General features: G+C 37.5%; 19 protein-coding genes. 5 read left to right on the top strand and 14 right to left on the bottom strand.

Annotation, left to right across the window (positions count from 1 at the left end; genetic code table 11):
• The 4 genes from J4771_RS08715 to J4771_RS08700 all read right to left on the bottom strand — a co-directional run bounded on the left by J4771_RS08715 (position 1) and on the right by J4771_RS08700 (position 5,664).
• Positions 1-969: an ROK family protein gene (locus tag J4771_RS08715; RefSeq protein WP_224134585.1), complete on the bottom strand. Its 969-nt coding sequence runs from the start codon at positions 967-969 to the stop codon at positions 1-3.
• A 100-nt stretch (positions 970-1,069) separates the two neighbouring features.
• Positions 1,070-4,141 carry a preprotein translocase subunit SecA gene (gene secA / locus J4771_RS08710; protein ID WP_224134584.1) on the bottom strand — a complete coding sequence of 1,024 codons (3,072 nt, stop codon included), beginning with the start codon at positions 4,139-4,141 and terminating at the stop codon, positions 1,070-1,072.
• A gap of 108 nt (positions 4,142-4,249) precedes the next feature.
• A complete protein-coding gene (locus J4771_RS08705) occupies positions 4,250-4,471 on the bottom strand; it encodes a DUF2795 domain-containing protein (protein WP_002662059.1) in 222 nt (73 codons plus the stop codon).
• Positions 4,472-4,641: 170 nt separating this feature from the next.
• On the bottom strand, positions 4,642-5,664 hold the full coding sequence (locus J4771_RS08700) for a GDP-mannose 4,6-dehydratase (RefSeq protein WP_224134583.1): 1,023 nt from the start codon (positions 5,662-5,664) through the stop codon (positions 4,642-4,644).
• Positions 5,665-5,747: 83 nt separating this feature from the next.
• Between J4771_RS08700 and J4771_RS08695 the strand changes: the two genes are divergently transcribed.
• The 4 genes from J4771_RS08695 to scpA all read left to right on the top strand — a co-directional run bounded on the left by J4771_RS08695 (position 5,748) and on the right by scpA (position 12,600).
• Positions 5,748-6,599 (top strand): DUF389 domain-containing protein, encoded by an 852-nt coding sequence (locus J4771_RS08695; RefSeq protein WP_224134582.1) that lies wholly within the window; start codon positions 5,748-5,750, stop codon positions 6,597-6,599.
• A 228-nt stretch (positions 6,600-6,827) separates the two neighbouring features.
• A complete protein-coding gene (locus tag J4771_RS08690) occupies positions 6,828-7,619 on the top strand; it encodes a DUF2797 domain-containing protein (RefSeq protein ID WP_224134581.1) in 792 nt (263 codons plus the stop codon).
• A gap of 61 nt (positions 7,620-7,680) precedes the next feature.
• Entirely contained in the window at positions 7,681-10,323 is a 2,643-nt protein-coding gene (locus J4771_RS08685; RefSeq protein ID WP_224134580.1) for an AsmA family protein, read from the top strand.
• Between the two features lie 147 nt (positions 10,324-10,470).
• Positions 10,471-12,600: a methylmalonyl-CoA mutase gene (scpA, locus tag J4771_RS08680; protein ID WP_394369764.1), complete on the top strand. Its 2,130-nt coding sequence runs from the start codon at positions 10,471-10,473 to the stop codon at positions 12,598-12,600.
• Between the two features lie 114 nt (positions 12,601-12,714).
• On the opposite strand, the gene J4771_RS08675 is transcribed toward scpA, so the two are convergent.
• From J4771_RS08675 to J4771_RS08655, 5 genes are all read right to left on the bottom strand, one after another.
• On the bottom strand, positions 12,715-13,224 hold the full coding sequence (locus J4771_RS08675; protein ID WP_224134579.1) for a hypothetical protein: 510 nt from the start codon (positions 13,222-13,224) through the stop codon (positions 12,715-12,717).
• 194 nt (positions 13,225-13,418) lie between these two features.
• Positions 13,419-14,738, bottom strand: a complete 1,320-nt coding sequence (gene sufD / locus J4771_RS08670; RefSeq protein WP_224134578.1) for a Fe-S cluster assembly protein SufD — start codon at positions 14,736-14,738, stop codon at positions 13,419-13,421.
• A gap of 94 nt (positions 14,739-14,832) precedes the next feature.
• Positions 14,833-15,576, bottom strand: a complete 744-nt coding sequence (gene sufC / locus J4771_RS08665) for a Fe-S cluster assembly ATPase SufC (RefSeq protein ID WP_224134577.1) — start codon at positions 15,574-15,576, stop codon at positions 14,833-14,835.
• 109 nt (positions 15,577-15,685) lie between these two features.
• Positions 15,686-17,134, bottom strand: a complete 1,449-nt coding sequence (sufB, locus tag J4771_RS08660) for a Fe-S cluster assembly protein SufB (RefSeq protein WP_224134575.1) — start codon at positions 17,132-17,134, stop codon at positions 15,686-15,688.
• Between the two features lie 3 nt (positions 17,135-17,137).
• Positions 17,138-17,467: a HesB/IscA family protein gene (locus tag J4771_RS08655; protein ID WP_224134574.1), complete on the bottom strand. Its 330-nt coding sequence runs from the start codon at positions 17,465-17,467 to the stop codon at positions 17,138-17,140.
• Between the two features lie 147 nt (positions 17,468-17,614).
• On the opposite strand from J4771_RS08655, the gene J4771_RS08650 reads away from it, so the two are divergent.
• The gene (locus J4771_RS08650) at positions 17,615-18,463 is read left to right on the top strand and encodes a GLPGLI family protein (protein ID WP_224134572.1); all 849 of its coding nucleotides are present in this window, start codon (positions 17,615-17,617) and stop codon (positions 18,461-18,463) included.
• Positions 18,464-18,469: 6 nt separating this feature from the next.
• On the opposite strand, the gene J4771_RS08645 is transcribed toward J4771_RS08650, so the two are convergent.
• The 5 genes from J4771_RS08645 to bamD all read right to left on the bottom strand — a co-directional run bounded on the left by J4771_RS08645 (position 18,470) and on the right by bamD (position 24,116).
• A complete protein-coding gene (locus J4771_RS08645) occupies positions 18,470-20,119 on the bottom strand; it encodes a DNA repair protein RecN (RefSeq protein WP_224134570.1) in 1,650 nt (549 codons plus the stop codon).
• Between the two features lie 154 nt (positions 20,120-20,273).
• On the bottom strand, positions 20,274-21,176 hold the full coding sequence (porD, locus tag J4771_RS08640; RefSeq protein WP_224134568.1) for a type IX secretion system protein PorD: 903 nt from the start codon (positions 21,174-21,176) through the stop codon (positions 20,274-20,276).
• 37 nt (positions 21,177-21,213) lie between these two features.
• Positions 21,214-22,416, bottom strand: coding sequence for a bifunctional phosphopantothenoylcysteine decarboxylase/phosphopantothenate--cysteine ligase CoaBC (gene coaBC / locus J4771_RS08635; RefSeq protein ID WP_224134567.1), 1,203 nt, complete (start codon positions 22,414-22,416; stop codon positions 21,214-21,216).
• 359 nt (positions 22,417-22,775) lie between these two features.
• Complete coding sequence (locus J4771_RS08630; protein ID WP_224134566.1) at positions 22,776-23,099, bottom strand: DNA-directed RNA polymerase subunit omega; 324 nt, start codon at positions 23,097-23,099, stop codon at positions 22,776-22,778.
• Between the two features lie 42 nt (positions 23,100-23,141).
• Positions 23,142-24,116, bottom strand: coding sequence for an outer membrane protein assembly factor BamD (gene bamD, locus J4771_RS08625; RefSeq protein ID WP_224134565.1), 975 nt, complete (start codon positions 24,114-24,116; stop codon positions 23,142-23,144).
• Positions 24,117-24,125: the final 9 nt, after the last annotated feature.

Genomic DNA, 24,125 nt, shown 5'->3' with positions numbered 1-24,125 from the left:
TCACTTTTCCCAAACCAAAGCACTTGCGCCCAAAATAGCGGCATCAGCTTCGTCCAGTTCACTGAAAACGAGTTTTACCTTATTTCTGAAAATCGGCAAAAGATTTCGTTCCATGTTAAGTTTGGTAGGCTTTAAGATAAAATCTCCCGCTTTAATTACGCCCCCAAAAAGTAGAATTGCTTCGGGAGAAGAAAACATTACGAAATTTGCCAAAGCTTCCCCTAATTTCTGCCCTGTATATCGGAAAACTTCAATTGCCGTGGGGTCGCCTTTTAACGCACATTCATGAACCACTCTAGAATCGATTTTTTCTTCAGGATAATCATTGAGCATCGAATCGGGAAATTCTGCCCGCATTTTTTTTGCGGTGATTGAAATTCCTGTTGCGGATGCGTAAGCTTCCAAAGAACCTTCAGAACCGGTGCTCCAATGTTTTCTTCCGCCTGGTTTTATAATCGTGTGTCCCAATTCACCTGCGAAACCATCGTGACCGTAAATTAATTGTCCGTTGGAAATAATTCCGCTTCCAACGCCGGTTCCGAGTGTAATCATGATGAAATCCTTCATTCCTCTTGCTGCACCGAACATCATTTCACCTAAAGCCGCTGCGTTTGCATCATTGGTCATTTTACACGGGACACCAAACTTCGCCGTCATTAATTCAGCAAAAGGAACAATTCCTTTCCAACGAAGATTTGGAGCCTGTTCAATGGTTCCCCGATAATAATTTGCGTTGGGTGCACCGACTCCAATTCCGTCAAACTGTCTTTCCGTGCAGTATTCATCAATAAGTGGTTTTACTTTATTGTAAAGCGCCTCGATGAAGTCTTCCACTTTCTCAAATTCATCAGTTCTGATGCTTCCTTTATCTAGAATTTCGCCGCGGTGGTTTACCAAACCGAATTTGGTGTTAGTTCCGCCAATATCTACTCCTAATGCGACCTGTTTCGACAAATCTATTAATGACATCCGTTGTAATTTTAGTTTTTAAAAGTACAAAAAATTAATATTCGTTAACAAAAAAACTTCTCCATTTCTGAAGAAGTTTTTAAAGGTTATATTGTATTTCTTATTGCGGAATTTCTCCTTTGAACAAGAATGACACTATTTCTTTGTTTACTTTTTCCACCATTTCGCTGAAAAGATAGAAAGATTCTTGTTTGTAAATTACCAACGGATCTTTCTGTTCGTAAACTGCACCTTGTGAAGAACGTCTTAAGTCGTCCATTTCTCTCAAGTGAAGTTTCCAGTTCTCATCGATGATGGCGAGTGAAATATTCTTTTCAAAGTCATTCACCAAAGAATCGCATTTTGTTTCATAAGCTGCTTTCAAATCGGTAACAATGGTCATCGTTTTAATTCCATCGGTAAAAGGAACCTGAATCATCTTAAACATTGAACCTTGGTTTTGGTAAACGTTTTCAATGATTGGGAAAGATTTTTCTTTCAAAAGGTTCAGCTTCATTTGATAATCTTCTTCAGCTGCTTTAGAAAGGATTCTCGTCAATTCAGGAACTTGTTTTGTCTTAAATTCGCTTTCAGAAACCGGCGCTTCCATCGTGAAATGTTTGATTACTTCATATTCGAAATCTTTGTAGTCACCTTCCATTTTCGTTTTGGTAACGATGGATTGTGACACATCGTAAATCATGTTCGAAATATCGTATTTCAAGTGGTCACCGAACAATGCGTTCTTTCTTCTTTTGTAGATCACGTCACGTTGTTTGTTCATCACGTCGTCATATTCCAAAAGTCTTTTTCGGATACCGAAGTTGTTTTCTTCAACTTTTTTCTGCGCTCTTTCAATCGATTTGGAAATCATCGAATGCTGAATCACTTCGCCTTCTTTGTGTCCCATTCTGTCCATCATTTTCGCGATTCTTTCCGAACCGAAAAGACGCATCAAATTATCTTCCAAAGAAACATAGAATTGTGAACTTCCCGGATCTCCCTGTCTTCCTGCACGACCTCTCAACTGACGGTCAACACGTCTTGAATCGTGTCTTTCCGTTCCGATGATCGCTAAACCGCCGTTTTGTTTTACGTCGCCCTGCAATTTAATGTCGGTTCCACGTCCTGCCATGTTTGTTGCGATAGTTACCACACCCGGACCTCCTGCTAAAGCAACGATTTCCGCTTCTCTTGCGTGAAGTTTAGCGTTCAAAACATTATGTTGAATTTTTCTCAACTGAAGTGCTCTCGACAGCAATTGAGAGATTTCCACCGAAGTTGTACCCACCAAAACGGGTCTTCCTTGAGCGGTTAATCTTTCGATTTCCTCGATTACGGCGTTGTATTTTTCACGATTGGTTTTGTACACCAAATCTTGTCTGTCATCTCTTTGAATTGGTCGGTTTGTAGGAATTACCACTACGTCGAGTTTATAGATTTCCCAAAGTTCGCCTGCTTCTGTTTCTGCAGTACCGGTCATTCCCGCCAATTTGTTGTACATACGGAAGTAGTTCTGTAGCGTGATCGTTGCAAAAGTTTGAGTCGCCGCTTCAATTTTTACGTTTTCTTTTGCCTCAATCGCTTGGTGAAGTCCGTCAGAATAACGTCTTCCTTCCATGATACGACCTGTTTGTTCGTCCACGATTTTTACTTCACCGTCAATAACTACGTATTCATCATCTTTTTCGAATAAAGTATATGCTTTCAATAACTGACTTAAAGTATGAACTCTTTCAGATTTTACGGCAAATTCGCTGAATAACTTTTCTTTGGCTTCGAACTCTTCTTCTTTGCTTAAACCTTTAGATTCAAGTTCTGCAATTTCAGTTGCGATGTCATTCAAAACGAAGAAATCTTTATCTTCGTTTCCTGCAGACATGTATTCAACCCCTTTATCGGTAAGGTCAATCTGATTGTTTTTTTCGTCGATAACGAAATACAAATCCTTGTCAACAATTGGCATATCCCTGTTGTTGTCTTGCATGTATTGCGCTTCGGTTTTTTGAAGAAGTGATTTGTTTCCGCTTTCGGAAAGGAATTTAATCAACTGACGGTTTTTCGGCAAACCTCTGTAAGCTTGCAATAATTTGAAACCGCCTTCTTTGGTGTTTCCGTTTGCGATTAATTTTTTAGCTTCATTAAATATAGAAGTCACTGTCTTTTTCTGAATTTCTACAATTCTGTCAACAGAAGGCTTCAACACATCAAATTCCTGGCGGTCCCCTTGCGGAACAGGTCCTGAAATAATCAACGGCGTTCTTGCATCATCCACCAAAACGGAATCCACCTCATCCACAATCGCAAAATTTAATTCCCCTTGAACCAATTCTTCGGGTGAAGTCACCATGTTATCTCTCAAATAATCAAAACCGAATTCGTTATTCGTTCCGTAAGTGATACTTGATTGATAGGCTTTTCTTCTCGCGTCGGAGTTGGGTTGATGATTGTCGATACAGTCAATCGAAAGTCCGTGGAATTGGTAAAGTGGTCCCATCCAAGCCGAGTCACGTTTCGCCAAATAATCGTTTACGGTCACTACATGAACTCCTCTTCCAGGAAGTGCGTTTAAATAAATAGGTAAAGTTCCCACCAAAGTTTTACCTTCACCGGTTGCCATTTCCGCAATTTTTCCGCTGTGAAGAACGACACCACCAATGAACTGAACATCATAGTGAACCATGTCCCAGGTTACGGCGGTTCCGTGTGCATTCCATTGGTTTTTCCAAATGGCGGTATCTCCCTGAACTTCAACGAAATCTTTAGTTGAAGCAAGTTCTCTGTCCATTTCGGTTGCAGTTACTCGGATTTCACCATTTTGGGCAAGCCTTCTTGCGGTTTCTTTCACTAAAGCAAATGCTTCGGGAAGAATTTCGTTCAAAACTTTCTCCTCGATTTGGTAGGAATCTTTCTTCAAAGCTTCAACCTTTGAGAAAAGCGCTTCTTTTTCATCAACGTTGGTGGAGTTTTTTATTTGTTCCTTAATATCCTCAATCTGCTTGGTGATATTTGCGGTGGCAGATTTAATTTTATCTTTAAATTCTGCGGTTTTTGCCCTTAAACCGTCATCAGAAAGTTCCTGAATTTTTGGTTCAACAGCTTTGATTTTGTTTACAACTTTTTTTACTTCCTTAAGGTCGGTGGCGTTTTTGTCGCCCAAGAAACCTTTCAGAACTTTGTCTAATAAACCCATATTGTTTGCATTCGGCTGTCTGCATTTGCATTCAGCGTTAATTTTTCTGCTTTAAAATATTTGGGGCAAAAACAGCAGAAAGCAGACTGCTGATTGCCGACTGCATTCTTAATATTCGTCTTCGTTCCAAAGGAAATCTTCGTCCGTTGGATAATCGCTCCAAACTTCTTCGATCGACTCATAGATTTCTCCTTCGTCTTCGATTGCCTGAAGATTTTCTACCACTTCCATGGGTGCACCTGTTCTGATTGCGTAATCAATAAGTTCTGCCTTCGTCATTGGCCAAGGTGCGTCGCTTAAATAAGATGCTAATTCTAATGTCCAGTACATATATTAAATTTTTTGCAAAAGTATAAAATTAGGTGAGAAATCAAAGGTTTTTGTCGTTGATTTTCAATCTTTTTGAGGTTCGAGTTGCGGGATGCGGGTTTCGCGGTTTCATCACGTAAAAACTGAATGTTGACCTTACCATTCTCCCAACTGGTATCTCGAATCTCGAATCACTTTCCCAAAAACCATTCCACAAATTTTTTTATGCCATTTTGGAATTTTGTGGTGGGTTTATAACCGATTAAATTTTTAGCTTTGGTAATATCGGCGTTGGTTTTCATGACATCTCCCGCTTGAAGTGGGAGCATTTTCTTTAAGGCATTTTTTTGAAGACTGGCCTCAATGGTGGAAACCATTTCATTCAGATTAATAACTTCATTTTCACCGAGGTTGATGATTTCATAAACGTTGTCATGAGTTTCAAGGTAGTGAATGGATTTCAACATTCCATCAATAATATCATCGATAAAAGTATAATCGCGCGAAGTAGCGCCATCGCCATAGAAAGGGATTTCTTGGTTTTCGGATATTAATTTAGTGAATTTATGGATGGCTAAATCAGGTCTTTGTCTTGGTCCATACACGGTGAAAAACCTCAACTGAATCATATCAATTTTATAAAGATGATGATAAACGTGTCCTAGAATTTCACCACATTTTTTCGTGGCTGCGTACGGGGAAATCGGGTTGTCAACGTTATCGGTTTCAGAAAAAGGAATGGTTTTATTATTTCCATAAACACTTGAACTTGAAGCGCATATAAATTTATTAATATTAAATTCTTTACAAAGTTCCCACAGATTCATCGTTCCTTTCACGTTCACCTCTTCGTACTCTAAAGGTCTTTCTATTGATGGGCGAACTCCCGCTAATGCCGCCAAATGAATAACGAAATCAATTTTATGTTTTTGAAAGATTTTTTCTAAACCATTTTTGTCTCTAATGTCCTGATAATAAAGCTGATAATTTTTTGATGAGGTTTCAAAAATGAGCTTCTGAATGTCGGTGCTTTTATTATGAAAAGTAAATTCGTTGGTTTTCCCAACCGATTCCAAAGTGTTTTCTATTTTTATTTTATAATCATAGAAATCATCGAAATTGTCAATATTAATGACAGAATGTCCGTTTTTCAGAAGATGTTCTACAAGGTGCGAACCGATAAATCCGCTTCCGCCTGTGACGAGGTAATTCATTTGAGTTTATTGTAAAGGCAAATTTAACGAATTAAAAAATCAAATTCACTCTTCTTTTTTTCTATTTTTACTAAAAATAAACCATGCCTTTTTATAATATTAAACGCAAGCTTTCGCTTCCCAAAGAAGAATCCGAAGAATTTACTTTTAGAGAAATCGAAGATGGAATCTATTTTCAGGGGCATAATTTATGGCTTCTTGTTTTATCGATGCTCATTGCCTGTATCGGTTTGAATATCAACAGTTCTGCCGCCGTAATTGGCGCGATGCTCATTTCTCCTTTGATGGGACCCATTGTTGGAATTGCTTTTGGGCTTTCTATCGGTAACAAAAGACTTTTAAAACTTGGGGTTTACAATTGGATACTCATGATTGCGGTCGCTTTGATCTCCTCAACGCTTTATTTTTTGATTTCTCCTTTTCATGCAGAAACTTCACAGCTTGAAGGTTTCAAAAATGCTACGGTTTTCGACTGTTTTTTGGCACTTTTTGGTGGATTTGCCTGGTTTTTAGGAATTATTAGAAAGGAAGCGATAAAGGTTATTGCGGGAGTTGCAGTTTCCACGGCATGTATTCCGCCGCTTTGTACGGCAGGTTTTGGAATTGCAACGGGAAATTGGGATTATTTTGTTGGCGGTTTTTATTTTTATGTCATCAACTGTTTTTTCATCGGGGTGGGAACTTGGATTTTGAGTATTATTTTAGGTTACCAAAAGTATTATTTAGCACAAAACCGCAAAAACAATAAAACCACTTCCGTATTAATTTCTATTTTTTCGGTCATTATTTTGATTCCGAGTATTCTATTAACTAAAAAGAAATGGGATAACGAAAATTTTCGTGAGCAGTCGGAAAATTACATTTCCATGATTAAAGCAGAACATCCTGATTTGGCGATTGTTAATTACGAACCATTTGAAGAAAAAGGAAAATAATTTCTGAAAGTCACTATTTTAAATGACAGCACTTATATAAGCAGGGAACAGCTTAATTCTCATAATTCTCTTGTTAAAGACATTGATTTAATTTGGCGTTATTCCCGCGGAAATGCCGAATTAAGTTCAGAATTCAAGCAACTTCAGCAACAAATTTCTGACCTTCAGTCACAAGTGAAAACTTTGCAGGCGAAGACAGAATAGATTAAATTTACAAAAAATAACGACATGCATTTCCACGGACAAATCCTAAAAATGACCACCCAAAACGGAAAACCCATCCAATATTTTCTCAATCTCTCCAATGATTTAATCAATATGAATCAGCTGATTGGAAGGAATTTGAAAATAAAACACGTTGGTTATCAATGTGTAAACTGTGGAAGTGAAGAGAAAATCTACAGAATGGGTTTCTGCAAAAAGTGTTTTTTCGAAAGTCCGTATGCAAGCGACACGATTATTCGTCCTGAACTTTCTACTGCACATTTAGGAATCGCCGAACGGGATTTGGAAATTGAACAATCCATTCAGTTACAACCGCATGTGGTGTATCTTGCTTACACAGGCGACGTGAAAGTGGGCGTTACAAGAGAATCGCAAGTTCCGACACGTTGGATTGACCAAGGTGCAACTTTCGCTTTACCGATTGCAAAAACCGAGAATCGCTACGAGGCGGGAATGATTGAAGTCGCATTAAAAGAACACCTTGCCGACAAAACCAATTGGCGAAAAATGTTGGAAGATGATTTTGAAGATGATTTGGATTTGGTCGATTTCCGTGAAAAAATAAAAAATTACTTTCCTGAAAATTTTCAAAATTTTTATCGCGACGAACATGAGATGATTCGTCTAGACTATCCTTACGAAAAACCTGAAAAAATCAACTCGTTTACTTTAGACAAAAACCCTGAATTCGAGGGAATTTTAAAGGGAATTAAAGGACAATACCTTGCTTTCGATGGCGGAAACTTCATCAATGTGAGAGGACATGAAGGTTATGTGATTGACTTGGAAGTTTAAAAATGACCATGATTAAATAAATCACTCCGTTAAATGGCACAAAATTTTAATCTTCAACGAAATGAAGAAAAACTACCTCAAAATTATCGCCATTTTTCTCGGGATTTTTCTCGCACTCTTCATTGTTGCCAATTTTGGGATTAATTATTGGCTGAAATCTCAGCTCCCGCAATATGTTAAAAACAATTCACATTACCTAATTTCCTACAAGACATTGGATGTGGACATTGCTACGGGAAACATTCATTCCACAGGAATTTCAATTAACAACAAAAACCCTCAAAATCAAAACGTTATAGGATTGCAGGGAACGATTGACACCTTATCAATTTCCCGACTAGGAATTTATGACGCGATTTTTAATAAAAGAGTCAATACCTCCAATTTACTTCTCAAAAGTCCCAACCTTAATATCGTTCTCGCGAAACCTATTGATGAAAAAACGGGCAAACAAAGAAATCCCGTCGCTTTTGAGAATATTAAAATTAACAACGGGAATATTCAAATTTTCAGGCATACCAAACAAAAATTTCTTTCAGTAAATGATTTGAATTTGAATGTCGAAAACCTACAAATGACCGAAGAATCGGTGGAGAAAAAACTTCCTGTGGTTTTCGACAAGTATGATATCAACGGGAAGAATTTCTTTTTCCGTCCCGATAATGTTTACGCATTCACGGCGAATTATGTTACCACGAAGGAAAATCAGATGAGTATTAAGGATTTCGCTTTGGTTCCACTTCTTTCTTATCAAAATTTTACAAAATTTTATCCAAAAAAAAGAAATCTTTTTGACTTTACATCTTCTGAAATGGAGTTTAAAGACATCATTTTGAAGGACAATAAAATCAATCTCACCAATGTACGTTTCGAGAATCCAGAGCTGAAAATGTACACGACGAATGTAATAATAAGTGAGAAAAAAAAGAGTTTTACCTACGACGTAAATTTAGAAGATGTGTTGATGAATAACGCCAAAATCAAAATTCTAAAACCAAACGGAACCCCTTTGTTTATCGCAGAAAATCTCACTATGAACATCAATAAATTCTTGATGAACGATGAAACTGCTAAAGGAAATATTCCCTTTAATTATGACAATTTTAAAATGAACGGGAAGAATTTAAACTATATTTCCGACCGTGAAAATGTGAAAGTTTCGGCTTTGGCGATTAATCCGAAATCGGCGGACTTAAGAAATGTTTCGGTAAAACCTACGGTTTCGGTGTCTGATAAAACCTTGATGGATTTGAATGCGAATCGAATTAACCTGAAAATCAACGAATGGAACTTTCTGAACAATAAGCTGAAATTGGATGTTCAAAATGTTTTGATAAATGGCTTAAACGGAAAAGTTACCGCCGCAAAAAACCCGAACAAAAAGAAACCAAATTACAGCGGAATTCAGTTGCCATTGAAGATTAAAAATATCGATTTAAAAAATTCAAACCTTACGATTGACAATCTCGACAAACCATTAGTTTTCAATGATTTGAATGCAAAAATTCAGAATCTTGAAATGAATGAAAAAACCGTTCGCGAAAAAATCCCCTTTAAAACCGAAAATTATCGATTGACGACAAAGAATTTCAGTTTTAAAATCAACCAATTTTATCAAATAAATATTGGTGCTTTGACGCAGAATAAAAACGCTTTGTTGGTCAGTAATTTTTCTCTAAAACCTTTGGTTTCCAGAGCGCAGTTCATCCGAATGATTCCTGCGGAAAAGGATCTGTATGATTTAAAAATCAATCAAATTTCCGCAAAAGGAAATTGGGATTTGGCTTCGGAAAGTAAGTTCCTTGATGCGTCTGAAGTTACTCTAAACGGGATGAACGCCGATATTTTCCGCAGTAAAATTCCAAAAGACGATTTGACGGAGAAACTGCTTTATTCCAAATTGTTGCGAACGATTAAGTTCCCGATGTTTATTCAGAATTTGGATGTAAGAAATTCAGTTTTGGTTTACGAAGAAGACACCAAAAAAAGCGATGGTCCCGGAAAATTAACCTTCAACAATTTTAACTTGAATGCAAAAAACTTGAATTCGGGGAAGATGAAGGGTAAACCAACTTTGGTTCCAATTTCTATCAACTGTCGATTCATGAACGCATCGCCGATGAAAGTGAAATGGAGTTTTGATACGGCAAACATGAACGACGCTTTTGCGATTTCGGGAAATATTGCGGATTTGCCTGCAGCAGAAATTAATTCTTTTATTGAGCCATATCTAAAAATTCGCGCAACGGGTCTAATTTCTGACCTCATTTTTAATTTTAGAGGGAATTTTAGTGGAATTCATGGAACTTTAAAAATGGTACACCAAAATCTTCAAGTTGCGGTTTTGAAACCGACCGGTGAAAAAAACAAGATGCTATCAGCAGTTGCGAATATGGTAGTAAAAACCAATTCTGGAAATTATCCCGAATCTGTTGCGGTAGAAAATGTGGAGCGGGATAAAACGAAATCTTTCTTCAACCTTTTTTGGCGCGGAATCGAGCAAGGTTTAAAGAAGACGTTGATTGGCAAGAATGCACCAACAACAGAGGTGAAAGTTAAAAATGCAGTTGAAGTCACCAAATCAACCCTGAAACAAACCAAGGAAGATATCGCTGAAACCAAAAGCGATGTAAAACAAAAAGTTCAGGACACCAAAGAAAAGGTTAAGGAAAAGGGAATTTTCAGAAATATTTTTAAAAAGTAGAGACTTTCTCAAAAGTGAGGCGTCCATTTTTTAATGGAAATTATTTATTCGGCATAAGGCAGATTTAACAGCCAGTTTTTCATCTATATTAAAGTAGCAAGATCAAAATTCATTTTCTTCAAAAATTCGTAACTTTACTTTTCTATAATGCAAAGTAAAATGCGCCAAAAAATCCAAAAACAAAATCCAGATTTCACAAGCAGTTTCGAAGATAAACTTCCTTATTTCTTTGAAAAAGATGGTTTGGAAATGAAGTCTTCTTACACCGAACACGACTCCAAAAGTCTTACAGAAAAAGAATACTCCGCAGGAATTGCACCGTATTTGAGAGGGCCATATTCCACCATGTATGTTCAAAAACCCTGGACCATTCGTCAATACGCAGGTTTTTCTACAGCGGAAGAATCGAACGCGTTTTATAGAAGAAATTTGGCGGCTGGACAAAAAGGACTTTCCGTGGCGTTCGATTTGGCGACACATCGCGGTTACGATTCCGACCATCCAAGAGTTGTAGGCGACGTTGGAAAAGCAGGAGTTGCCATAGATTCCGTGGAAGATATGAAGATTCTTTTCGATCAAATTCCGTTGGATGAAATCTCCGTTTCAATGACCATGAATGGAGCGGTTTTGCCAATTTTGTCTTTCTATATCGTAGCTGCGGAAGAACAAGGAGTTTCACAAGAAAAACTTTCAGGAACGATTCAGAATGATATTTTGAAGGAATTCATGGTTCGGAATACGTACATTTATCCACCGACACCATCGATGAAAATTATCGCCGATATTTTTGAATATACCGCTAAAAATATCCCCAAATTCAACTCGATTTCTATCTCTGGTTATCACATGCAGGAAGCAGGAGCAACGCCAGTTTTGGAAATGGCCTATACTTTAGCCGATGGGTTGGAATACGTTCGAACCGGAATAAAAGCAGGAATGAATGTAGATGATTTTGCACCAAGACTTTCGTTTTTCTGGGCAATTGGAATGAATCATTTCATGGAAATTGCGAAAATGAGAGCGGCGAGATTTATTTGGGCGAATCTTTTAACTCAATTCAATCCACAGAATCAGAAATCTTTGGCATTGAGAACACATTCTCAAACTTCGGGGTGGTCTCTAACGGAACAGGAACCTTTCAACAATATTACCCGAACTGCAATTGAAGCACTATCTTCCGCATTGGGTGGAACACAATCTCTACATACGAACGCTTTAGACGAAGCAATAGCTTTACCAACCGACTATTCTGCGAAGATTGCAAGAAATACCCAAATTATCTTACAGCAGGAAAGTGGAATTTGCGATGTAGTGGATCCAATGGGAGGAAGCCATTTGGTGGAAACTTTAACTCAACAAATGATTGATGAAGCCATGAAATTCATTGATGAGGTGGAAAAAGAAGGCGGAATGACAAAAGCAATAGAAGCCGGAATTCCAAAGATGAGAATTGAAGAAGCTGCTGCAAAAAAACAGGCGAAAATTGATAGTGGCGAAGAATTCATCATCGGTGTAAATTCCTTTAAATCAAATCTTAAGCAAATGGAATTGGAGATTTTGGATATCGACAATTCCGAAGTTCGCCGAAAACAAATCGAAAGATTAAACCAGATCAAAGCCGAAAGAGATCCTGTAAAGGTTGCAGAAATTATTGAAAAACTTAAAGAAGCGGCAAAATCCGGCAATGGAAACCTTCTCGAAATCTGTATCGAAGCGGCAAGAAGAAGAGTAACTTTGGGAGAAATGAGCGACGCAATGGAAGAAAGTTTCGGTCGTTACAAAGCCAATATCAGAACAATCCAAGGAGTTTATGCGATGAATGCAGGTAAAAACGAATATTTCGAAAAGGCGGTTTCTTTAACCCAAAAATTTGAAGACCAAGAAGGAAGAAGACCAAGAATCATGGTCGCAAAAATGGGACAAGACGGTCACGATCGTGGCGCTAAAGTCGTGGCAACCGCATTTGCGGACATGGGATTCGACGTGGATGTCGCTCCGCTTTTCCAAACTCCGGAAGAAGTGGCGAAACAAGCTGTAGAAAACGATATTCACATTTTAGGTGTTTCTTCTTTGGCTGCAGGTCACAAAACTTTGGTTCCGCAGGTGGTGGAAGAACTGAAAAAACTCGGTGCAGGTGATATCACCATTGTGGTGGGAGGTGTAATTCCGCAGCAGGATTATGAGTTTTTGTATGCCAATGGCGCGGATTTTATTTTTGGTCCGGGAACGAACTTGCCGAAATCTGCGTGCAAGATTTTGGAGGGGTATTTGGGATAAGATTCTCGCAGATTTAGCAGATGGCGCAGATTTTCAAATATCAATAGGAGCGGACTTTAGTCCGTTTTTTTTTGTTAAAAATTCGTTTGGCTTTAGTCAAAATTTATTTATTTTTTACGGTAAGCTTCCAATCAAATCCTCAACTTCCTTCTTCTGTTCCGAATATTTTTGTTGAAGCTCAGAATTTTCACCCATTCTTTTGTAATATTCCAACGCTTTTTCGCCGAAGAATTTTTTGTGGAAATCGGAAACATCGGGAATGTTTGGAAAAACTTTATGGAAAAGCATCTCGTAATAAGCTTGAAATTCTCTTTCGTTTTTATCTTCCACCAATGTTTCTGGCGCTTTTTGACGTACATGTAACATTTCGTGAGCGACCATATTGGCGACCAAATTCAAATCGAAATCGAACAAATTTTTAGGAATCATCACCATTTGTTTTTCTCCTAGTGCACCTTCTGTTGTTAAAAGCATTTTGTTCGGTTCCAATTCGGGTCGAAACCCGAAACCTGCGAAATTGTCACTTTCAAGACCGAAAGTTCGGATGAGGAAATTTGCCGCATCAAAAATTTGGTCATTTTCTTTGTAGGCGGAAAGATGGTTGGAAATGTTTTCGAGATTCATTTTTTTCACGGAGATTTGATATTAGGACAAAAACGCGACCCGACTTGAGTGGAGCTCTTTTTGTGAAAAGAAGTGGAACAAAAAAGCGGGAATACTTCGACATGCTCAGTATAAACTCGATGCGGAAATTGTCGCCCAAAAATAAAGAAAAAACGTGTCCCAAAACACGTTTTATATTTTTTAAATGTATTGGATTAAAAAATATCCTCAAAAGCCAAATTCACTTCTAATTTTTCTGCTAAAAGTTTGGATATTTTTAATTTAAGTGGTTCGATATCAATGTTTTCCATTGCATCATTAGCAAAAGCGTACAGTAATAAAGCTTGCGCTTCTTTCTTGGAAATTCCTCTTGCTCTTAAGTAAAACAAAGCGTCGTCGTTCAACTGACCAACGGTACAACCGTGCGAACATTTCACATCATCGGCGAAAATTTCAAGTTGGGGTTTGGTGTCGATTGTTGCGCCTTCGTTGAGTAAAACGTTGTTATTCTGTTGATAAGCATTGGTTTTTTGAGCAATTTTATCTACAAAAACTTTCCCGTTGAAAACGCCGTGAGATTTGTCCTTGAAAATTCCCTTGTAATTTTGGTAAGATTCGCAATTCGGCGTGTTGTGGTGAACTGCGGTGTGATGGTCAACCAGCTGCTCATTCCCGATAATCGTGATTCCGTTCATGAAAGAGTTGATATTCTGTCCGTTATGAATGAAATCCAAATTATTTCTCACGATTTTTCCACCGAAAGAAAAGGTGTTCACTGTCGTCAAACTGTCGCGTTCCTGTTTTGCAAAAGTGTGGTCGATTAAATAGGAAGTGTCGCTGTCATTTTGCAATTTATGCCAATCTGCTTTTGCATTTTGGTAGGTAAAGATTTCCGTCACGGAATTGGTTAAAACAAAAGTATCGTCAAAATTGTGGTGACTTTCGATAATTTCAATTTTGGAACCTTCTTCCGCGATTAAAAGATTTCTTGTGTTGTAAAACGTGTTTTCATCTTGATTTTGAGAGAGATAGAAAACGTGAATTGGTTTTTCTATCACCACATTTTTTGGAACTTTCAGGAAAAATCCTGTTTTTACGTATGCCAAATTCAAATTCACGAAAGCCAAATCTTTGTTGGCGATGGTGTTGAAATATTTTTCGAAAACGTCTTTGTGTTCAGGGCTGTTCAATGCGTAATTGAACGAAAGAAGTTCCACATTTTCAATAGAAATTTTTGATAATTCCTTGTGAAGATGCCCATTTACAAACACAATCCAATCAAAATTTTCTTCGCCTAAATGCAGTTCGTCTATTTGCTGTTTTGAAATCGTGTGGTGTTCGTTCGGAAAGAAATTGTAGTTCTTTTCGGTGATTTCGCGAAGATTGGTGTATTTGTATTCCTCATCTTTTTTGGTGGGAAAACCTTGTTGAAAGAAGTTTTTCAAAGCAGATTTACGGTTTTCATCCAAGAAGCTATGCTTCAACGTTTCAAGAAAAGACGAATGATTGTTTTGTATGTTTTCTAATAAAGCCATGTTTTTGTTTGATTTTGTTTGATATGATTTGAACTTGTTTGATACGGTTTAGAAAAGGATTTCAAGCCATATCAAATTTTCAAACGATTTCAAACTAATTTAAAAGCCAATCGTAACCTTTTTCTTCCAATTCTAAGGCTAAAGTTTTGTCGCCTGTTTTGATGATTTTTCCATCAGCTAAAACGTGCACGAAATCAGGTTGAATATAATCCAAAAGTCTTTGGTAATGGGTGATTAAAAGAACAGCGTTTCCTTCATTTTTGAAAGAATTTACGCCGTCTGCAACAATTCTCAAAGCGTCGATATCCAAACCTGAATCAGTTTCGTCGAGGATTGCCAGTTTTGGATTCAACATCAACATTTGGAAAATTTCGTTTCTTTTTTTCTCGCCGCCTGAAAATCCTTCATTCAATGAACGAGAAAGAAAATCTTTTTTAATTCCCAATTTTTCGGAGTTTTCGCGGATCAAACCAAGCATTTCTTTTGCGGGCATATCTTCCTGTCCGTTTGCTTTTCTCGTTTCGTTCATCGCTGCTTTGATGAAGTTTGTCACCGAAACTCCAGGAATTTCCACCGGATATTGAAACGACATGAAGATTCCTTTGTGCGCTCTTTCTTCCGGCGCATCTTCCACGATGTCTTCACCTTCGAAAATAATTTCACCATCGGTTACTACGTAATCTTCTTTTCCTGCAATTACAGAGGAAAGGGTGGATTTTCCTGCTCCGTTCGGTCCCATAATTGCGTGAACTTCGCCCGGATTGATTTTTAAATTAATTCCTTTTAAGATTTCTACGCCGTTTTCGATTTCGGCGTGTAGGTTATTGATCGTTAACATTCTATAACTCGTTTGATTTTATTTGACTTTGTTTGATTTTGTCTGATTTTGATTGAAAAAACGAACTTTATCGCACGGTTTCAAAATTTCAAACAATTTCAAATTAATTTTATCCGACACTTCCCTCCAATGAGATTTCCAATAATTTCTGTGCTTCGATAGCAAATTCCATTGGAAGTTTATTTAACACTTCTTTTCCGAAACCATTGACAATCAAGGCGATTGCTCGTTCCGTGTCGATTCCTCTCTGGTTACAGTAGAAAATTTGGTCTTCACCGATTTTTGAAGTAGTGGCTTCGTGTTCCAACTGTGCAGAAGGATCTTTGATTTCGATGTAAGGAAAAGTGTGCGCTCCACATTCATTTCCCATCAAAAGCGAATCACACTGCGAAAAATTTCTCGCTCCTTTCGCAGTCGGCATTACTTTCACCAAACCGCGGTAAGAATTGTTGGATTTTCCTGCCGAAATTCCCTTGGAAATAATGGTAGATTTCGTGTTTTTTCCGATGTGAATCATCTTCGTTCCTGTATCTGCATATTGATGATGATTGGTCACCGCGATGGAATAAAATTCGCCGATTGAATTGTCTCCTTTCAAAATACAGCTCGGATATTTCCAAGTTACGGCAGAACCGGTTTCCACCTGCGTCCAGGAAATTTTTGCATTATTCTCACAAATTCCTCGTTTTGTTACGAAATTGAAAACGCCACCTTTTCCTTCTGCATCTCCGGGATACCAGTTTTGAACGGTGGAATATTTAATTTCCGCTCCATCCATTGCGATTAATTCAACAACGGCGGCGTGAAGTTGATTCTCGTCTCTTGACGGCGCAGTGCAGCCTTCGAGATAGGAAACGTAGCTTCCTTCATCTGCAATAACCAACGTTCTTTCAAACTGTCCGCTTCCGGATTGGTTGATTCTGAAATACGTGGAAAGTTCCATCGGACATTTCACGCCTTTTGGAATGTAACAGAAACTTCCATCAGAAAACACTGCAGAATTTAAGGCTGCGTAGAAATTATCGCCTCTTGGAACCACCTTTCCGATATATTTTTTAACTAAATCCGGATAATTTTGAATCGCTTCAGAAATCGGACAGAAAATAATTCCTTTTTCCTTTAAGGTTTCCTGAAAAGTCGTTTTCACCGAAACGGAATCCATTACGATATCAACTGCAACTCCGGTCAATCTTTTTTGTTCTTCGATGTTGATTCCCAATCTTTCGAAAGTTCTCAATAATTCAGGATCCACTTCGTCCAAACTTGCCAATTCAGGTTTTTTCTTTGGTGCTGCGTAATATCTTATCGCCTGAAAATCAGGCTTTTCGTACGTAACATTAGCCCAATTTGGTTCTTCCATTTTCAACCAAACTCGGAAAGCTTCCAATCTCCATTCCGTCATCCATTCCGGTTCATTTTTCTTTGCCGAAATCATACGGACGATATCTTCATTCAAGCCAACCGGGAAATCTTCATACTCGATATCGGTATAAAATCCCGCTTCATATTCTTTTGTTTTAAGATCTTCTCTTAAATCATCTTCTGTATACTTCGCCATAATTTATAGACTAAAAGATTCTCCGCATCCACAAGTTCTGTTCGCATTTGGATTGTTGAACACAAATCCTTTTCCATTCAATCCTCCTGAAAATTCAAGCGTTGTTCCTGCAAGATAAAGGATGGATTTTTTATCGACAATGATTTTAATTCCATTATCTTCAAAAACTTGGTCGGAATCTGTTTTTTGGTTATCAAACTTTAAAACATATTCCAAACCGGAGCAGCCACCGCTTTTCACGCCGACTCTTATGTAATCCTCAAAAGGTTTGAAGCCGTCTTCGGTCATCAACTGAATGGCTTTTTCTTTTGCTTGATCGCTTACTTTTATCATTGTTTTTATTTAGAATGATTTTAGATTGCAAAATTACTAATAATATAATGAATATCAAATTCACCGCTGTATATTTGTCTATCGCTTTTATAGACGATAATATTTAACTTTTCAGAAAAACTCTCATCAAAAACTCAAATCATTCAAATGAAAAAATTAGGAATCCTCATTTTGGCATTTTCCGCCCAAATTTTCTTGGCACAAGCAAGCCGTTTTGTTTACCAGGTCACCATGAAACCAGATGCTGCGAATCCTTCCGACATCAAAACAGAAAACGCTTATCTCGATGTAAATAAAGAAAAATCAATTTTTTATTCTGAAAATCGAATGAAAAGAGATTCTATTTTTGGAAGAGCTCGACAAACAGGAAGTTTTAATTTTGATAGAAGTCAGATGCAAAGTTTGCGTTCCAACATCGATTTCACGATCGAGAAAGATTTTAAAACAGGTACAAAAACTTTTACATCAAGAATTGCAAGAGACCAGTATTCCTACGATGAAGACCGACCAATGGAATGGAAAATTCTTCCTGAAACAACAAGAATTGGCGACTACAAAACTCAAAAGGCAGAAACCAATTTTGGCGGACGAACTTGGTACGCTTGGTTTACAACAGATGTTCCCTTCCAAGACGGGCCGTATAAATTTTCGGGACTTCCGGGATTGATTGTGAAAGTGGAAGATTCAAAAGGTGACTATTCATTTGATTTAAAAGAGACGAAAAAAATTGCAGAACTTCAAAATTTGGATTCTTTTGGAAGCGTTATTAAAGTAAAAAGAAAAGATTACGAGAAACAAAATGCGGCTTTCCGAAACGACCCGGTTTCGTTTTTTCAGGCACAAATGAGTTCTGGAAGAGGAGGTTCAGGAATTTCTGCTCCAATGAGTAGAAGTGGAGGTGGAATGAGACAACCCGATCCAAATCAGCGCAAACAAATGGAAGAAAGAATTAAGGAGGAAATCAAGAAAACGAATAATCCGATTGAGATTCAGTAAAATTGCTTACTTCATCAATTCCTTCGCCTGTAAAACAGCGGCTTCCGTAATTTTTGAGCCCGACAAAAGTTGTGCGATTTCCTGTAATTTCTCGTCTTGGTTTAAAGAAATAATGTTCGATTGCGTTTTCCCGGAAACGTCTTGTTTCACTACTTTGTAATTGTTGTTTCCCTTTGCGGCGACTTGAGCGAGGTGCGTAATGACGATGAGCTGCATGTTTTCAGCCATTTCTTTCATCACATTTCCCATTTCCTCGGCGACTTTCCCGGAAACTCCTGTGTCGATCTCGTCTAGAATTAAAGTGGGAAGTTCCGCATTTTCCGCCATCAGTTTTTTGATGGAAAGCATCACTCTTGACCTTTCTCCACCAGAAATTGCGGTTTGGATCGGCTTTAACGGAAATCCCGAATTCGCCTGAAACAACAGTTGAATATTTTCTTTGCCGAATTGGTTAAAGTTTTGACTGTCTGAAAGTTCGACCTCGATTTTTGCTTTTTCAAGACCGAGTTGCTTCAGCAAAACTTCGACTTTTTTAATGAAAACAGGAACTGATTTTTTTCGGTTTTTCGATAAATCGGAAGAAATTTCTTCCAATCGGATTGTTGCATCGGCAATTTTCTCTTCAATATCGGCAATATCATTTTCAAGTTCCGCAAAACCGCTTTGTTCGCCGGAAATATCATCACGGATTTTCTTTAAATCCTCAACAGAATTCACATTGTGCTTTACAAATAGCGAATTGATTCTGTTGATTTTAGAATTTAATTCAAATAAAATTTCGGGACTGGTCTCCATTTTTTCTGCTCCGTTTTGAAGCTCGAAAATAATGTCTTTAAACTCAAGAAAATTTTCTTCTAAACGCTGATTTAAAAGAGAGAATTCATGCGACAATCCCGCCACTTTTGAAAGTTTATTTTTGATTTCAGCAAAGGAATCCAGAATTCCGATTTCCTCCAAGTCGAGTTTAGTAAAGATTTGGGAGAGGTTTTCGGTGATGGCTTCTGCATTTACTTGTTTACTGATTTGGTTTTGAAGTTCCTCGAAATCGAGCTCGTCAAGGTTTGCTTCATTCAATTCATTCAACAGAAAAGTTTTGTAGTCGCTTTCTTTATTTCCATCGGAAAGTTGTTTTTTGAAGTTTTCTAAATCTTTCTGAAGTTTTTTATAATCTGAAAATTCTTTCTGATAACTAAGAATAAGCGTCTTGTTCTTGGATAGTCCATCAATGATTTTAAACTGATATTCCTCGTCGAACAAATTGGATGTTTCAAATTGCGAGTGGATATCAATGAGTTTTGACGAAAGCATCTTCAGTGTTTCCAAAGTTACGGGAACATCGTTTACAAATGCTCTCGATTTTCCTGTGGGTAAAATTTCTCTTCGGATAACCGTTTGATTTTCAAAGTCTAAATCGTTTTCTTCAAAGAAATTTTTAAAATTTCCATTGATGTTGAATTCTGCTTCAACAATACTTTTGGTTTCAGAATTTTGGATTGATTTGGCATCGGCTCTCTCCCCCAAAATCAAACGCAACGCTCCAAGAATGATCGATTTTCCGGCACCTGTTTCACCCGTGATTACCTGTAAACCTTTGTTTAAAGTAATTTCAAGAGAATCGATAAGCGCAAAATTTTGAATGAAAATTCTTGACAGCATGCGAGATACGAGTTACGAGATAAGGGTTTCGAGCTGCAAATTTATGGTTTTTAAAACAGATTATGAAAATTTGAAATATTGAAAAATAAATATCAGCGTTTGAAGATTGTGATTTTTTAGACTTCCATCATCAACCGTCCATCTTCCAGTTCTTTTATTTCCATTTGTTCCACTTGCTGTCGATATCTTTTGGAGATAGAATTACAAAAAGTGCCTTCAAATCGTTGATGTTCACATTGGCGTTATTTCCCGTGCTGAAAATATCGAAGATTTCCTGCTTTTTGCTATCGATGAAAACATTTACAGGATAGTTCATCTGGAAATTATTCTCGTATGCTTTTAGCTGCATCAAGGCATCGAAAATTATTTTTTTTCCGGATGACTGGTCTTGTTTTCCTAAGTTGTCTAACCCCGCTCTGTGATAGGTATAATAAAGATTTCGCAAGGTGTTTTGTTCAGGCTTCATCATGTTGTCGATTAGGGCACCTCGAGTTTTCGGACCTTCCATTACCGACCATCCCGCAAAATTCTGGTTCATCGAATTGTTTGAGATTTTCTGAGCTTTTTCAAACCAAGGTTGCCCACCTTGAACTTTGAAACTGTCGCCATCATAACCCAAAATCGTGTACACATAATAGCTGATGACATCAATTAAATTCTTCCCCGAAAACTGCCTCTCATTGAAAGTTAAGTTTTCATTTTCCAAATATTCAAATCCGAAATTGGTATCATTGATGTTCATCAGAGGTGTTTCGTAAGTAGTTCCGAATACAGGTCGAACCGCCTGTACAACAAGGCTGCCTTTGAAATTGTTACCCGTTCTTTCATTTACCACCAATGCAAAATTGCACTTGATTTTCTCAAAATTTTGAAGTTTTTTCCCTGTCCAACTCGTATTGTTGATGAAATCGCGAAGGTTTTTCTCCAAAGTTTTGAACACCTGAGTGTTACTTCCGCCAAGTTGCTGTGCATTAACTTGTACAGTCGCTAAAAGTTCCTGCGAAAAATTCAGATTAAAACTAAAAATAAGGACGAATATCGTAAAAAGTTTCTTCATTATAACGGTAAAATTTGAGAACGGAAATTTAGCAATATTATTTCAGAATCTGCGCCTCAATGAAGTTTAAAATATCTTTTGCCACTTCATTTTTTGATTTGAGTTGAAATTCTTTGAGGCGGGTTTTTGTGAAGATTTTAATTTTGTTGGTATCAATTTTAAAACCTGCACCTTCATCACGAAGAGAGTTTAGAACAATCATATCAAGGTTTTTCTTCTCCAGTTTTCCTTTGGCGTTTTCTTCCTCGTTTTGTGTTTCTAAAGCGAACCCAACCAAAAATTGTTTGGATTTTCTTTCGCCCATCGTTTTCAAGATGTCGGGATTTTTTACCAATTCAATAGTTAAAGAATCTTCGCTTTTTTTGATTTTCTCTTTGGCAACTTCTTTCGGTGCGTAATCTGCAACTGCGGCACTTGCAATGGCGATATCTGCATTTTGGTAATGTTTAAAAACTTCGTCAAACATTTCCCTTGCAGAAGATATCCGATGAATTTCAATGTTTGGATCGGCGGTTTTCTGCGAACTTGGCCCCGAAATCAAAATTACTTTTGCTCCTCTTTTTGCCGCTTCTTCTGCTATTGAAAAACCCATTTTTCCGGAAGAATGATTTCCAATAAATCGCACAGGATCAATGGCTTCATACGTTGGTCCCGCTGTAATTAATACCGTTTTTCCCATTAAACTTTTATTAGAATTTGAATGAAAGAATTCCTCAATTTTTTCAGAAATTGTATCCGGTTCCGCCATTCTTCCCTGCCCGAAAAGTCCGCTCGCTAATTCGCCTGATTCTGCCGGAATAATGAAATGCCCAAAATCTTCCGCCAATTCTAAATTTTGTTTGGTGGACGGATGTTGGTACATATCCAAATCCATTGCAGGTGCGATGAAAACGGGACATTTTGCCGACATGTAAGTTGCAATGACCAAATTATCGCAAATTCCATGAACCATTTTCGCCAAAGTGTTTGCAGTACAGGGCGCAAACAAAATCAAATCTGCCCAAAGTGCAAATTCCACGTGATTGTTCCACGTTCCGTTTTCTGAATAAAAATCTAAAAAAACCGGATTTTTTGAAAGCGTGGAAAGCGTGAGTTTAGAAACAAAATTTTCTGCGGAAGGTGTCATTAAAACCTGAACTTCTGCACCTTTTTTAATCAAATCCCTAATGAGAAGATTGATTTTGTAGGCGGCAATTCCACCCGAAATGCAGATGAGGATTCTTTTTCCCTGAAGTGTCATTTAGCGAATTTTAGGTGAAACGAATTTAGTTAAAATTTTAGAACTGAAATTGGTAATAATCAAACTTAAAATTTTAACGCAATGACGCAAGGAGTTTTCTGATTTTTTAAGTAATTTCGTTCGCAAAGGCGTTTCACTTAGCAATTGAAACACCCAAATTCTTAAGAAGGATAAAAATTAAAATAAGATGGAAACTCATACTTTTCTTGAACTATGATTTGTTGAGCGGAACGCATTTGCGAACCTTAAAAATAATGTTGCATAATTAATAAATTGCGTCTTTGCGTTTGAAAAAACCACAAAAAAAGTCGCAAAAGTGAAACTCTGCGACTTTTATAATAATTAAGAAAAATAAATAATTAATTTCTTTCGTCTGTTTTTCTGAAATAGATTTCACCGTCCAACCATTCCTGGATTGCGATAGAAGTTGGTTTTGGCAATTTTTCGTAATGTTTTGAAATCTCAATTTGCTCTCTGTTTTCGAAAACCTCTTCAAGAGTTGAGTTGTGCACTGCGAATTCATCTAATTTATTGTGAAGTTCCGAGCGGATTTCTGCATTGATCTGTTCTGCTCTTTTTCCCATCACCACGATTGCTTCGTAGATAGAGCCTACGTTTTTTTCGATTTTATCTCGGTCGTAAGTTATTGTACTTAATTCGGCTTTAGAATCTTTTACGCTCATTTTCAGTTCGTTGTTATATTTTGAGTTTGCAAATATACATTTTTATTTTCTAATCGGAAAAGTTGCTGAAGGTGCTGGAGTTGCAGATTTAGCGCTGTCTCTTGCTGCTTGTTCGCCTTTTTTCACGGCATCACGCAAATCTTTTTCCTGATTTTGTTTTGCCTCCGCTTCTCTTTGCTTGTCCTGAAGCTCTTTTTTACGCGCTTCTACTTTCTTTTCAAGTTCTATTAAACTGACTTTCTCTTTTTCCAATTTCGTTCTTAAATCTGTTGCATTTTTAGCATTCGCAGAATTTGGAACTTCTCTTTCAACCTGTTTTGTAAAGGCAATTGCATTTTCAATTCGGTCTTTCTTTAAATCATAAATTGAGTTTACAGCAAGCTCATATTTAGACTTCAACATGTAGTCGTAGATTTTTTCGCGGAGTTTTGTACTCGGGAAATCTTCTAAAACATTTTCAAAGGCGACACTTGCTGCTCTGTAATCCGCCATCTTGTAGTATTGCCGAGCGTTTTCGTATGCTTTGAATTCAAGTTTGTAAGTGAGTTCATCAATCAATTCATTAATGTTTTTTGACTTTTCAGAATTCGGATAACTGTTAAGAAAATTTTGCAGCTCGTTAATCGCCAATTCTGTACTCGATTGGTCCAAATTGTAATCCATCGAACCTTGATAATAGCAAAGAGCCGACATGTATGAAGCGTCTTCTGCACGTTTGTCTTGAGGAAAAGTCACTGCGAAATTCTTAAACTGATGTCCCGCCAATTTGTAGTTTTTGTCGTAATAATTTGCATAAGCTGAATTGTAAACCACGTTTGCCGCGTCATCGGTTCCGGCTACCAAATTAGAAAGTCTTTCGTAAAGCGCGATGGCGTCTTTCCATTTTTTCTTTTCAAATTTTTCGTTGGCAACTTTTAGGATAAAGTCCTTGTCTGCACTTTTCATCGCCAAATCTTGTTGTCTGTTACAAGCCGATAAAGCAAAAAATGCGAAAATTACGAGCAATAGTCTTTTCATAAATCAATT

Source organism: Candidatus Kaistella beijingensis, assembly GCF_020084865.1.
Taxonomy (GTDB): Bacteria; Bacteroidota; Bacteroidia; order Flavobacteriales; family Weeksellaceae; genus Kaistella; species Kaistella beijingensis.
The sequence above is the reverse complement of the archived record's forward strand: the minus strand, read 5'-3'. Positions and strand labels throughout refer to the sequence as shown.